Origin of the sequence: Acidovorax sp. HDW3, assembly GCF_011303755.1 — a bacterium.
In the GTDB taxonomy this organism is placed as follows: domain Bacteria; phylum Pseudomonadota; class Gammaproteobacteria; order Burkholderiales; family Burkholderiaceae_C; genus Paenacidovorax.
Genome location: NZ_CP049885.1, coordinates 1,201,524 through 1,214,120, shown reverse-complemented (window position 1 = coordinate 1,214,120; position 12,597 = coordinate 1,201,524). Strand labels below are relative to the sequence as shown.

General features: G+C 66.4%; 13 protein-coding genes. 4 read left to right on the top strand and 9 right to left on the bottom strand.

Translation table 11 applies throughout. The annotated features are described in order from the left end of the window. The first annotated feature begins 3 nt into the window (after positions 1 to 3). Positions 4 to 321, top strand: coding sequence for a thioredoxin family protein (locus G7045_RS05430; RefSeq protein WP_166158394.1), 318 nt, complete (start codon positions 4 to 6; stop codon positions 319 to 321). 7 nt (positions 322 to 328) lie between these two features. On the opposite strand, the gene rnhA is transcribed toward G7045_RS05430, so the two are convergent. Both rnhA and G7045_RS05420 read right to left on the bottom strand, forming a co-directional pair. Further along, a complete protein-coding gene (gene rnhA / locus G7045_RS05425; protein WP_166158391.1) occupies positions 329 to 775 on the bottom strand; it encodes a ribonuclease HI in 447 nt (148 codons plus the stop codon). A 2-nt stretch (positions 776 to 777) separates the two neighbouring features. Further along, positions 778 to 1,569, bottom strand: a complete 792-nt coding sequence (locus tag G7045_RS05420; protein WP_166158388.1) for a class I SAM-dependent methyltransferase — start codon at positions 1,567 to 1,569, stop codon at positions 778 to 780. Between G7045_RS05420 and gloB the strand changes: the two genes are divergently transcribed. Further along, positions 1,568 to 2,344, top strand: a complete 777-nt coding sequence (gene gloB, locus G7045_RS05415; protein WP_166158385.1) for a hydroxyacylglutathione hydrolase — start codon at positions 1,568 to 1,570, stop codon at positions 2,342 to 2,344. The genes G7045_RS05420 and gloB overlap by 2 nt on opposite strands. Next, the gene (locus G7045_RS05410) at positions 2,341 to 3,822 is read left to right on the top strand and encodes a transglycosylase SLT domain-containing protein (RefSeq protein ID WP_166158382.1); all 1,482 of its coding nucleotides are present in this window, start codon (positions 2,341 to 2,343) and stop codon (positions 3,820 to 3,822) included. The genes gloB and G7045_RS05410 overlap by 4 nt, the downstream gene beginning before the upstream one ends. Before the next feature lie 64 nt (positions 3,823 to 3,886). Here G7045_RS05410 and recR read toward each other — a convergent pair whose 3' ends face one another. The 5 genes from recR to phaR form a co-directional block, all read right to left on the bottom strand. Continuing rightward, positions 3,887 to 4,477: a recombination mediator RecR gene (gene recR / locus G7045_RS05405; protein ID WP_166158379.1), complete on the bottom strand. Its 591-nt coding sequence runs from the start codon at positions 4,475 to 4,477 to the stop codon at positions 3,887 to 3,889. Between the two features lie 3 nt (positions 4,478 to 4,480). Further along, positions 4,481 to 4,813 carry a YbaB/EbfC family nucleoid-associated protein gene (locus G7045_RS05400; protein WP_166158376.1) on the bottom strand — a complete coding sequence of 111 codons (333 nt, stop codon included), beginning with the start codon at positions 4,811 to 4,813 and terminating at the stop codon, positions 4,481 to 4,483. Between the two features lie 35 nt (positions 4,814 to 4,848). Continuing rightward, positions 4,849 to 6,705: a DNA polymerase III subunit gamma/tau gene (gene dnaX, locus G7045_RS05395; RefSeq protein ID WP_166158373.1), complete on the bottom strand. Its 1,857-nt coding sequence runs from the start codon at positions 6,703 to 6,705 to the stop codon at positions 4,849 to 4,851. Between the two features lie 123 nt (positions 6,706 to 6,828). After that, positions 6,829 to 8,223: a 30S ribosomal protein S12 methylthiotransferase RimO gene (rimO, locus tag G7045_RS05390; protein WP_166158370.1), complete on the bottom strand. Its 1,395-nt coding sequence runs from the start codon at positions 8,221 to 8,223 to the stop codon at positions 6,829 to 6,831. A gap of 51 nt (positions 8,224 to 8,274) precedes the next feature. Next, positions 8,275 to 8,805, bottom strand: coding sequence for a polyhydroxyalkanoate synthesis repressor PhaR (gene phaR, locus G7045_RS05385; RefSeq protein WP_166158367.1), 531 nt, complete (start codon positions 8,803 to 8,805; stop codon positions 8,275 to 8,277). 215 nt (positions 8,806 to 9,020) lie between these two features. On the opposite strand from phaR, the gene G7045_RS05380 reads away from it, so the two are divergent. After that, positions 9,021 to 10,058 carry a porin gene (locus tag G7045_RS05380; RefSeq protein ID WP_166158364.1) on the top strand — a complete coding sequence of 346 codons (1,038 nt, stop codon included), beginning with the start codon at positions 9,021 to 9,023 and terminating at the stop codon, positions 10,056 to 10,058. Positions 10,059 to 10,193: 135 nt separating this feature from the next. On the opposite strand, the gene G7045_RS05375 is transcribed toward G7045_RS05380, so the two are convergent. Then, entirely contained in the window at positions 10,194 to 11,978 is a 1,785-nt protein-coding gene (locus tag G7045_RS05375; protein WP_166158361.1) for a methyl-accepting chemotaxis protein, read from the bottom strand. A gap of 92 nt (positions 11,979 to 12,070) precedes the next feature. After that, entirely contained in the window at positions 12,071 to 12,562 is a 492-nt protein-coding gene (locus G7045_RS05370; RefSeq protein ID WP_166158358.1) for a chemotaxis protein CheW, read from the bottom strand. Between the last annotated feature and the right edge of the window lie 35 nt (positions 12,563 to 12,597).

Below are 12,597 nucleotides of genomic sequence, written 5' to 3'. Positions count from 1 at the left end.
GCCATGCCTTACCAAGCCCAGCACCTGCCCCAGGCCCCGACGCGCGAGGCCATCGACGCCCTGCCCGGCACCAGCTTGCTCGAATTCGGTGCCCCCTGGTGCGGCCACTGCCAAGGCGCACAACCGCTGATCGCAGCCGCCCTGGCTTCGCACCCGCAGATCGAGCACATCAAGGTCGAAGACGGCAAGGGACAGCGCCTGGGGCGCAGCTTTGGCGTCAAGCTCTGGCCGACGCTGATCGTGCTGCGCGCCGGCCAGGAGGTGGCCCGCGTAGTGCGCCCGCAAGACCTGGCGGTATTGCAGCAGGCGCTACGGGCGTAGCACTGCGTCAGCGCCCCAGCGCCTGCTCCACGCCCCGGTTGGCAAGCTGGTCGGCGCGCTCATTGCCCGGGTTGCCCGCATGGCCCTTGACCCAGCGCCACTCAATGCGGTGCCCCGCCTGGCTGACGAGGTGATCGAGCTGCTGCCAAAGCTCGACGTTCTTCACCGGCTCCTTGCTCGCCGTGCGCCAGCCCTTGGCTTTCCAGCCATGGATCCATTCGGTGATGCCCTTGCGCACGTATTGGCTGTCCAGGTACAGCGTAACGGCGCAGGGGCGCTTCAAGGCCGAGAGGGCCTCGATCACGGCCTGCATCTCCATGCGGTTGTTGGTCGTGTCCAGGGCCCCGCCCCACAGCTCTTTTTCAACGCTGCCGGCGCGCAGCAGCACGCCCCAGCCACCGGGCCCCGGATTGCCTTTGCAGGCCCCGTCGGTATAGATCTCAACTTCGTTCAAACTCAATCCTTGTGATGAAAACGCTGGCCCGCCAGCGGCGCCTTGCCCCGGCGCGCCAGGGCAGCGGTCGCCGCCAGGCGCCGCCGGCGCTGGCGCCAGGCGGGTTCGAGCAGGCGCATACCGTGCACGCGCTTGACGGCAACCATGAAATACGCGGCCCCGAGTATCGGCCACCAGCGCGCACCCGCCGCATCCAGCCAGCGCCACTGCTGCAGCCAACCGCCCGAGCGCACCGCAGGCCGCCAGCAACCAAACTGCGTGCTCTCGACTTCAAAGTCAAGCAGACGCAACCAATCACGCAGGCGCCAGGGGGCGATGAACTGGCCCTCGTCAGGCAAATACAGGCGCGCCCCCCAGCGCTGCCCCCAGCGCGCGCGCAGCTGGCGCAAGCCCCACAGGCTGGCTGGATTGATGCCGCAGACCACCACCCGCCCCTCGGGCACCAGCACACGCGCCACTTCGCGCAGCGCAGCGTGCGGATCCTGGCTGTGCTCCAGGCTGTGCGGCAACAACACCAAATCCAGGCTGTTGTCGGCAAATGGCAGCGCCTGCGCCTGCGCCCAGAGCGCGGGCGCGGCCACGTCCAGGCCAAGATAAGCAGCATCGAGCGCCAGCCAGCGCTGCGGCATCCGGTTGCAGCGCAGGCCGTCGAGCCACGGCAAGCCGATTTGCAGTGCCTGGTAGCCAAACACATCGGCCACGGCCGCGTCCAGGCGCGCCTGCTCCCAATCGAGCAGGTAGCGCCCGGGGGCGGACTCGAACCAATGGTGCAAACCTATAATTTCGTCGCTCATGAATTTGCTGCCGCTGCCTGCCTTTACCGACAACTACATCTGGATGCTGCACGACGCGCAACGCGCCCTGGTCGTCGATCCGGGGGCGGCTGCACCGGTGCTGCAGGCGCTGCAGCAGCACGGCCTGCAGCTGCAGGCAATTCTAGTCACGCACCACCACGGCGACCATGTCGGTGGCGTGGCGCAGCTGCGTGCCGCCACCGGCGCCCCAGTTTTTGGCCCGGCGCAGGAGGCCATTCCCGGCCCCTACACCCCCCTGATGGCCGGCCAGCCCTGCCAGACGCTGGGGCTGCACTGGCAAGTACTCGATGTGCCTGGCCACACCGCCGGTCACATCGCGTATTTTTGCCCCGACGTCGATGGCGCGCCGCTGCTGTTTTGCGGCGACACGCTGTTCTCCGGCGGCTGTGGGCGCCTGTTCGAGGGCACGGCGGCGCAGATGCACACCGCGCTCACGCGCCTGGCCGCGCTGCCGGGCCGCACCCGCGTCTGTTGCGCACACGAGTACACCCTCTCCAACCTGCGCTTTGCCCTGGCCGTAGAGCCGCACAACCCGGCCCTGCAGCAGTACCAGGCGCATTGCCAGGCGCTGCGCGCGCAGGGCCGCCCCACCCTGCCCTCGACCATGGCGCAGGAATGCGCCATCAACCCTTTTTTGCGCACGCAAGTGCCAGCAGTGCAAGCCGCTGCCCGCGCGCGCGTGCCGCACCTGAACACCGACGACGGCGCCGCCATACTGGCCGCACTGCGCGCCTGGAAAGACGATTTCCAATGAAAATTCTGCACTTTTGGCTGCTCGCCAGCCTGCTGTGGCTCACCGGCTGTGCCACCACCCAAAGCCAAGGCGAAAACCCGGACAGCGCCAGCGACACCCAGACCTCGGCCAGCAACGCCTTCATTCCCGGCGGGCCGCTCAAGCCCATCACGCCCGGCCAGGCGCAGCGCAGCGGTGTCGCCTCGCTCACACCGCCGGCCGATTTGTGGGAGCGCATCCGCCGGGGCTTTGCCATGCCCGACCTGCAAGACGACCTGGTGCAAGAGCGCGAGCAGTGGTACGCCACGCGCCCGGACTACATCCTGCGCATGACGCAGCGCTCGTCCAAGTACCTGTTTCACATCGTCGAAGAGCTCGAACGCCGGGGAATGCCGACCGAACTGGCGCTGCTGCCCTACATCGAAAGCGCCTTCAACCCGCAGGCGGTATCGAGCGCCCGCGCCGCCGGCATGTGGCAGTTCATGCCCGCCACGGGCAACTACTTCGACCTCAAGCAAAACGCCTTTCGTGACGACCGGCGCGACGTGCTGGCATCCACGCGCGCCGCGCTGGACTACCTGCAAAAGCTCTACGCCATGTTCGGCGACTGGCACCTGGCGCTGGCGGCCTACAACTGGGGCGAAGGCAGCGTCAGCCGCGCCATCGCGCGCAACCAGAAGCAGGGCCTGGGCACGAGCTACACCGAGCTGAAAATGCCCACCGAGACGCGCCTGTACGTGCCCAAGCTGCAGGCGGTGAAGAACATCGTCGCCGACCCCGACGGCTTCCATGCCGAGCTGCCCGACATTGCCAACCACCCCTACTTCCAGAGCGTGGAGATCGAGCGCGACATCGACGTCGATCTGGTGGTCAAACTCGCCAGCGTCGATGCCAAAGACTTTCGCGCCCTCAACCCCGGCTACACCAAGCCGGTGATCTTCGCCGCCGGCACGCCGCAAATCCTGCTGCCCTGGGACAACGCCCAGGTTTTTCGGCGCAACCTGCAGGCCTACGACGAAGGGCAGTACGCCAGCTGGACGGTCTGGACCGCCCCCAGCACCTTGAGCGTCGCCTCTGCCGCCAAGCAGCTCGGCATGAACGAAGGCACGCTGCGCAGCCTCAACGACATTCCACCGCGCATGATGATCAAGGCCGGCTCGGCGCTGATCGTGCCGCGCAGCAGTGCAGTACAACACGACGTTACCGAGCGCCTGGCAGACAACGGCCAGATCACCCTCACCCCCGAAATCACCACCCGCCGCACCCTCGTACGCGCCGGCAAACGCGACAGCGTCGCCAGCCTGGCGCAGCGCTACCGGGTCAGCGCCGCCAACATCGCCGACTGGAACGACGTCAAGCCCAGCGCCAGCTTCAAGGCCGGCCAGCAGGTGGTTCTGCACCTGCCGCTGCGCGCCAGCAGCGGCCCAAGCAAAAAAGACAAAAGCAGTACCGCACCGCAGCGGCGCGGCGGCAAGCCGTCCAAGATCCAGCGGCGTTAATTAAAAGAAAATAGCCTCTAGGGCTTACCCAGCAAGCGCAAGCAGCTATTATTTTTATAGCAAATCAGCGCCTGGCCACGAGTGCATGGGCGATGGTGCCCAAATCGACGTATTCCAGCTCGCTGCCCACCGGCACGCCGCGCGCCAGGCGCGTGACCTGCAGGCCCCGGCTCTTGAGGGCTTCGCTGATGGCGTAGGCTGTGGCCTCGCCCTCGGCGGTGAAGCTGGTGGCGAGGATGACCTCCTGCACCGCCCCATCGCTGGCGCGCGCGAGCAGCTGCGCCAGGCCGATGTCCTTGGGGCCGACGCCATCGAGCGGCGAGAGCCGCCCCATGAGGACGAAATACAGGCCGTTGAAAGCGCCGGTGCGCTCCATGGCCGCCTGGTCGGCCGGGGTTTCGAGCACGCACAGGCGCGTGGCGTCACGCTCGCTGTCCAGGCAGGTGGCGCAGAGCGCGCCTTCGGTGAATGTGTGGCAGCGCTCGCAATGCCCGACGCCGTGCACCGCCTGCTGCAGCGCCTGGGCCAGCTGCAGAGCGCCGTCGCGGTCGCGCTGCAGCAGGTGAAAGGCCATGCGCTGCGCCGACTTGACACCCACCCCCGGCAGCAGGCGCAGGGCCTGCACCAGCGCATCGAGCGCGCCGCTGTGCACCATGGCTTAGAACGGGAACTTCATGCCGCCGGGCAGGCCGGGCATACCGGCGGTGAGCTTGCCCATTTTCTCCTGCGAGGTTTCCTCGGCGCGGCGCACGGCGGCGTTGAAAGCGGCGGCCACCAGGTCTTCGAGCATGTCCTTGTCCTCGGCCAGCAGGCTGGGGTCGATGGTGATGCGCTTGACGTCGTGCTTGCAGGTCATGACGACCTTGACCAGGCCGGCGCCGGACTCGCCCTCGACCTCGATGTTGCCGAGCTCTTCCTGGGCCTTTTTCAGGTTGTCCTGCATCGCCTGGGCTTGCTTCATGAGGCCGGCGAGTTGTCCTTTGTTGAACATGGTGTTTTCCTTTTTTCGGGTGAGATGAATGACGATCAGAGCGGCTTGACGCTGCCTGGGAGGATTTTGGCGTCGTAATCGCGCACCAGCGCCTGCACCAGGGGGTCTTGCTCGACCACCGCCTGGGCGGCGCGCTGGCGGGCGCTGGCAGCGGCGGCGTTGCGCCGCGCCGGGGTGTCGGTGACGGGGCCGACCTCGATGTCGAGCACGCTCGCATGGCCGGCCGCCTGCAGCGCCGCGCGCAGGCGCTCGCGCGCCACGGCTTGGTTCAGCGACTGGGCCTCGACGCGCAGCGTCCAGGCGTCGCCCGCACGCTGCACCAGCTGCGACTGCAGCGCCAGCTGGCTGACCAGGGCCGTAATCGCCTCGCTGGCGATGAGCTGCTGCACCGTGGCGTGCCAAAAAGCCCCTTCGGCACTGGGCTCGAACGAATCGGCGGCCAGGGCCTTGGCGGCTGCGGGCAGGGGCTGCAGGCGCTCGCTGGGCGCCGGTGCCTCGTGCACCGGCAGGGCGACAACGGCTGGCGCTGCGGCTGGCGGGGCCGGTGGCACCTCCTGCGCCTGCGGTGGTTCCACGGGCAGCGGCTGCGCCACTTCTTCGAGCGAGCGCACGGGCAGCGCGATGGTGGGGGCCGGCGGCGGCGGCGCAGAAACCGGCGCAGGCGCGGGTTCTGGCCGGGGTTCTGGCAGGGATTCAGGCGCCCGGGGTGGGGGCGGCGCCACCGGGCTCGCCGGCTGAACCGGCGCAGGCGCTAGAGTTTTTTTTTCCAGCGTACCGGGCACGAAGCCGGCGGGCTTGAAGGCCAGCGGGCGCAGCAGCGCCATGGTGAGGGCGGCGTATTCGTCGGGCGCCAGGCCAAGCTCGCCCCGACCATGCAGGCAGATGCTGTACAGCAGCTGGGTTTCGTCGGCAGGCAGCAGCTGCGCCAGGCGCGCGGTTTCCTGCGCCTCGGGGTCGGCATCGCTGGCACTGGCGCGCTGCGGCACGGCCTGCAGCACGGCCATGCGCTGCAGCACAGCGCACATGTCTTCGAGCGTGGCGGCAGCCGAGAGGCCGTGCGTGCGCAGGGCCTCGGCGGTATCGACCACGCTGGCGCCGTCGCCCAGCGCCAGGGCCTCGATCAGGCGAAAGATGTAGCTGCGATCGACCGCGCCCAGCATCTGGCGCACGCCCGCCTCCTGCAGCTGGCCGCAGCCAAAGGCAATCGCCTGGTCGGTGAGCGAGAGCGCATCGCGCATGGAGCCGCGCGCCGCGCGCGCCAGCAGGCGCAGCGCCTGGGGCTCGGCGGGCACGCTCTCTTGCGCCAGCACGTGCGTGAGGTGTTCGAGCACCGTCTCGGGCGCCATGGGCCGCAGGTTGAACTGCAGGCAGCGCGAGAGCACGGTGACCGGCACTTTTTGCGGGTCGGTGGTGGCGAGCACGAACTTGAGGTACTCGGGCGGCTCCTCCAGCGTCTTGAGCATGGCGTTGAAGGCCTGGTTGGTGAGCATGTGCACTTCGTCGATCATGAAGACCTTGAAGCGCCCCTGCACCGGCTTGTACACCGCCTGCTCCAAGAGGCCCTGCACCTCATCGACGCCCCGGTTGGAGGCGGCGTCGAGCTCGGTGTAGTCGGGAAAGCGCCCGCTGTCGATGGCCGTGCAGGCCGGGCACACGCCGCAGGGCTGGGCGGTGATGCCGCCCTGGCCGTCCGCGCCCTGGCAGTTGAGCGATTTGGCCAGAATGCGCGAGACCGTCGTCTTGCCGACACCGCGCGTACCGGTGAACAGGTAGGCATGGTGCAACCGCTGCTGCGTGAGCGCATTGGTCAGCGCCTGCACCACATGCTCTTGGCCCACCATTTCAGAGAAATTGCGCGGGCGGTACTTGCGCGCCAGGACGAGGTAAGACATAGGGCAGGAATTCTAGCCGTGCCCGCCCGGGGCCCGGGCGCGCTCAGGGTTTGGAATCAAATGGGCCACTCGCGCTTATCCAGCAAGCGTGAGCAGCTATCAATTTGATAGTAAATTAAATAATTAAATCGGCTGCGCCACGAGGTCATGCCCCTGGGCCTGGACGACACGGGCCTTGACGAAGTCGCCCACCTTGTAGGTTTTGCTCGCCTTTTGCGGCGGCAGCAGGTGCACCAGGCCGTCGATCTCGGGCGCATCGGCCCAGCTGCGGCCCACGCCGCCCTTCTTGCCCAGGCTGTGCGCCTGATCGACCAGCACCTGCAGGGTCTGGCCCACGCGCTGCTGCAGGCGTGCGGCCGATACCTCCTCGGCCACGGCCATGAAGCGCGCGCGGCGCTCCTCGCGCAGCGCCTGCGGCAACATGCCGGGCAGGTCGTTGGCGGCGGCGCCCTTGACGTCGCTGTAGGCAAAGCAGCCGGCGCGGTCGATCTGCGCGGCGCGCACGAAGTCGAGCAGGTGCTCGAATTCTTCCTCCGTCTCACCGGGAAAGCCGGCGATGAAGGTGGAGCGGATGACGATCTCCGGGCACAGCTCGCGCCAGCGGGCGATGCGCTCGATGTTTTTCTCGCCGCTGGCCGGGCGCTTCATGCGCTTCAAGACGTCGGGGTGGCTGTGCTGCAGCGGCACGTCCAGGTAGGGCAGCACCAGGCCCTCTTGCATCAGCGGGATGATGTCGTCCACGCTCGGGTACGGATAGACGTAGTGCAGGCGCACCCAGGCGCCGTATTCGCGCGCGATTTCGCCCAGTTTCTGCACCAGGTCGAACAGCCGCGTCTTGACCGGTTTGCCGTCCCAGAAGCCCATGCGGTACTTGACATCGACGCCGTAGGCCGAGGTGTCTTGGCTGACGACGAGCAGCTCCTTGACGCCGCCCGCAAACAGCGCCCGCGCTTCCGAGAGCACGTCGCCCACCGGGCGCGAGACCAGGTCGCCACGCATCGAGGGGATGATGCAGAAGGTGCAGCGGTGGTTGCAGCCCTCGCTGATCTTGAGGTAGGCGTAGTGGCGCGGCGTGAGCTTGATGCCGGCGGCGCCAAAGCTGCCGGGCACCAGGTCGAGGAAGGGGTCGTGCGGCTTGGGCAGGTTGGCGTGCACGGCGTCCATCACCTCCTGCGCGGCGTGCGGGCCGGTGACGGCGAGCACGCTGGGGTGCACTTCCTGGATCAGCGTGCCGTCGCCGCTGCTGCCCGTCTTGGCGCCCAGGCAGCCGGTGACGATGACCTTGCCGTTCTCGGCCAGGGCCTCGCCGATGGTGTCCAGGCTTTCCTTGACGGCGTCGTCAATGAAGCCGCAAGTGTTGACGATGACCAGATCGGCCCCGGCAAAGGTCTTGGACGTCTGGTAGCCCTCGGCCGAGAGCTGGGTCAGGATGAGTTCGGAGTCGGTCAGGTTCTTGGGGCAACCCAGGCTGACGAAACCGATTTTGGGAGTTTTGGTGGGGGAGAGTGCTTCGCTCATCCCCGCATTTTCCCAGTTTGGCGGCGTAGGGGTTTAGGACGGGGCTCAATATCAGCGCTTGATACCGAAGGCGCCCCACATCTGCTCGGCCTGTTTTTGCATCTGTTCCTGCATCTGCGAGAACATCTGGCGCGACTGCTCGCCATAGCCACCCATGAGGCCGGGTGCCGCCATGAACTGGGCCCACATCTCGGGCGTCATGCCCTGCGCCTGCTCGGCCATGCGCGCCTGCATGTCGGTGGCAAGCTGGATGTTCTTTTCCAAATAGTTGCCCATCATGCCCTGCATGGCGTGGCCGTAGAAACGGATGATGTTGGCCAGCACGGCCTCGCTGAACATGGGGGCGCCGCCGGCCTCCTCTTCCAGAATGATTTGCAGCAGGATCGAGCGCGTGAGGTCTTCGCCCGTCTTGGCGTCGCGCACCACCAGGGGGGTGTGCGCCATCACCAGTTGCTTGACCTGCGCCAGGGTGATGTAGCTGGAGGTGTCGGTGTCGTACAGGCGCCGGTTGGGGTATTTTTTGATGATGCGCTGGCCGGGAGCGGCAGCGGCGTTGCTTTCTGGCACGGCAGGTTCCTTCATGGGTTGCGTTGATTTTAGGCACAGCCACCGCCAGCGCCGGCGGCGCTAACCCTGAGCCCACCGGGCTGCAGTGGCTCTTTTTTGCCACACCGGGCACGCGCGAACCCTGGCGCAGTGGTACAAACGCGGCCCACAGCTGCACTGGCAGGAAAACAACAGAGTTAACCCTAAACCGCTGCACCCCGTATTGCCCCACTTTTTTTCAAAGGATTGTCATGAAAAAGTCTCTCATCGCCCTGGGCGCCGCCCTGGCCTGCGCCAGCGGCGCCTACGCCCAAAGCTCGGTTCAAGTCACTGGTTTGATCGACATGTATGCCGGTTCCATGCGCATGGCTGGCGATGCCGAGCGCACCAACGTCGTCGGCTCGGGCGGCATGACCACCTCGTGGCTGGGCTTCAAGGGCAGCGAGGACCTGGGCGGCGGCTTGAAGGCCAACTTCCAACTCACCTCCTTCTTGCGCACCGACACGGGCGAGCCCGGCCGCTTCCCCGGCGACAACTTCTTCTCGCGCGATGCCAACGTGGGCCTGTCGGGCGGTTTTGGCGCCCTCACCCTGGGCCGGGGCATGGCGCCCAACTTCCTGCCCACCATTTTGTTCAACCCGTTTGGCGATTCGTTCACCGTCTCGCCGCTGGTGCTGCACGCCAACGTGCCTTCGGCAGGCTGGCCTTTTGGCGCGCTGACCACCCCGGCAGACACCGGCTGGAGCAACCAGATCACCTACACCACGCCCGATTTCAACGGTCTCAAGGCCAACATCCACTACCAATTTGGCGAACAAGCAGGTCAAAACAACAAGGGCAACCTGGGCCTGAATGTGCTGTACTTTGCCGGCCCGCTGGCGCTGACCGGCTTTTACGAGCGCAGCAAGATGGACATGAGCTTTCCCACGCCCAAGGTGCAAGACCTGAAAACCGCCTGGATGCTCGGCGGCGCGTATGACTTCAACGTCGCCAAGGCTTTTCTGACCTACGGCCAGTCCAAGGTGAGCGCTACCGATTACAACAGCAAGACCTTCTCGCTCGGTGCCGACGTGCCGGTGCTGGGCAAGGCCGGCAGCGTCAAGCTGGCCCTGGCACGCACCCAGCTCTCGGGCGCCGCCTTGGGTGACATGACGCGCACCACCACCAGCGTGGGCTACGACCATTTCCTCTCCAAGCGCACCGACCTGTACGCCGTCGGCATGTACGACAAGCGCACCGATACCAATTCCGGCACCAGCGTGCTGGTGGGCATTCGCCACCGCTTCTAATCCGGCGCGCAAGCACCAAAAAACGGCGCAGGGCTTGCTGGCCCGGCGCCGTTTTTGTTTCTTTTTACTATTTTTTTGATAGCTGCTCACGCTTATCTGGCAAGCGCTGCAAGCCTTTTTAATCTGTAGATTGGGTTAGAAAGTTTCCCAATCCCCATCATCAGCACTGGGTTTGGGTGCGCTGGCCTTGGGTGCGGCCAAGGGTTTGGCCGCTGCAGGCGCAGCCACCGGCTTGGCCGCAGGCTGGGCGCCCAGTGCCTTCTTGGGTGGCGCAGCAGGCTTGCGCAAAGCCGGGGCTGGGGCTGCAACCGGGGCCGGCGCGTGCGGCGCTGGTGTGCGCGCTGCCGTGGCAAAACCGGGGCCGGACTGCTGCGCCGAGAGCTGGAACACGGCCACCGCGCTCACCAGCTCCTGCGCTTGCTGGTTCAGGCTGGCGGCAGCGGCGGCGCTTTCTTCCACCAGGGCGGCGTTTTGCTGCGTCGCCTGGTCCATCTGCGTCACGGCCTCGCCCACCTGGGCTACGCCGTTGGCCTGCTCGCTGCTGGCGGCGCTGATCTCGCCCATGATGTCGGTGACGCGGCGGATGGCGCCCACCACCTCCTCCATGGTCGCGCCGGCCATGTCCACCAGCTGCGAGCCCTTGTCCACACGCTCGACGCTGGTGCCGATCAGGCCCTTGATCTCCTTGGCGGCGTCGGCGCTGCGCTGCGCCAGGCTGCGCACCTCGCCAGCGACGACGGCAAAGCCGCGCCCCTGCTCGCCCGCGCGCGCCGCTTCGACGGCGGCGTTGAGCGCCAGGATGTTGGTCTGGAAGGCAATGCCGTCGATGACGCCGATGATGTCGCTGATCTTGCGGCTGGCCTCGTTGATGCCGCGCATGGTATCGACCACCTGCAACACCACCTCGCCGCCCTGCGCCGCCACCGTCGAGGCGTTGAGCGCCAGCTGGTTGGCCTGGCGGGCGTTGTCGGCGTTCTGGCGCACCGTCGAGCCCAGCTCCTCCATCGAGGCGGCCGTTTGCTCCAGCGCACTCGCCTGGCTTTCGGTGCGCGCCGACAGGTCATGATTGCCCGAGGCAATTTCTGCACTGGCCGTTGCCACGCCCTCGGCGCTGCGGCGCACGCCTGCGACCACACCAGCGAGCTTGTCGCGCATCTCCAGCAGCGCCTGCAGCAGCTGGCCGATTTCGTCGCTGGAGCGCACGCTCAGGTGCGCAGCCAAGTTGCCTTGCGCCATCTCCCGCGTTGCCTGCACAGCCTCGGCCACAGGCACGGTAATGAGGCGCGCAATCCACCAGCCCAGCACCACCGCCGCCAGCACCGAGAGCAGCAGCACACCGATGACGATGGTGCGCGCCGTAGCGTAGGCACTTTGCGACGTCTGGAACGCCGTGCTGGCGCCATCGCTGTTGATTTTGGAGAGCTTGCCAATCTGCTCAGCCATGGTGGCGAAGGCTTTTTGCGAATCGCCGTACAGCATTTTGGTAGCGTCCACCTGGCGGCCGTCACCGGCCTTGGCCAGCTCCATCAGCTGCGCCTGCTGCGCCATATAAGCTTGGCGCATTTGCTTGAATTCCTCGTAGCCCTGGGCCTCGGCGGGCGACACCATGGCTGCGTAGCTTTTTTCCTGCTCGGCCAGAATCTGATTGACGGCTTTGACATCGTCCGCCAGACGTATCTTGGTTTCAGCAGCATCCGAGAGCACCATGCCAATCTCATTGGCACGCAAGCGGTTGACGGTAGCGCGCATCTGCCCCAGCACCTGCACACTGGGTAGCCAGTTGCTGGCGATCTCACGCGTGTCGTCGTTGACGTCGCTGAGTTTGCTCAGCGACAACAGGCCCAACAGCAGGCTGAGCAGCACCATGGCGGCAAAAGCCAGCCCCAGTTTGACGCCGATGCGCAGATTGGAAAAGCCCATTTTGCACCCCTCACGCCCCTGCAGGGCTGGCCAGAAAACAAACCACCAAGCCCGCAGTCAGGCGGGTCTTGAACGCGCGCGCCGGCTGCGTATTACGCGGCAGCGACGGCCTGCACCAGGCCCATTTCGGCGCTGCTGAGCAACGATTCAATGTCCATCACGATCAGCATACGCTCGCCCACGGTGGCAATACCTCGGACAAACGCGGCATCGACCGCACCCTGGAACTGCGGCGCCGGCTTGATGGCCTCGTTCATCAAGGGCACGACGTCGGCCACGGCATCGACCACGGCGCCAAGCACCGTGCCGCCGACGTTGAGGATGATGACCACGGTGAAATCGGTGTACTCCGCGCTGGCGCAGCCGAGCTTGAGGCGCAGATCAACGATGGGCACGATGACGCCGCGCAGGTCGATCACGCCTTTGATGAAATCGGGCGCGTGGGCCATGCGCGTGGGCTGCTCATAGGAGCGGATCTCCTGCACCCGCAGGATGTCGATGCCGTACTCCTCCTGGCCCAGGCGGAAGGTCAGAAATTCAGCCGCAGCAGCGGCGCGTGGGGAGGAAGAAGCGGTGGTGGCCATAGTCAGGTCTTTCTCAAGCAAAAACGGAAAACAGT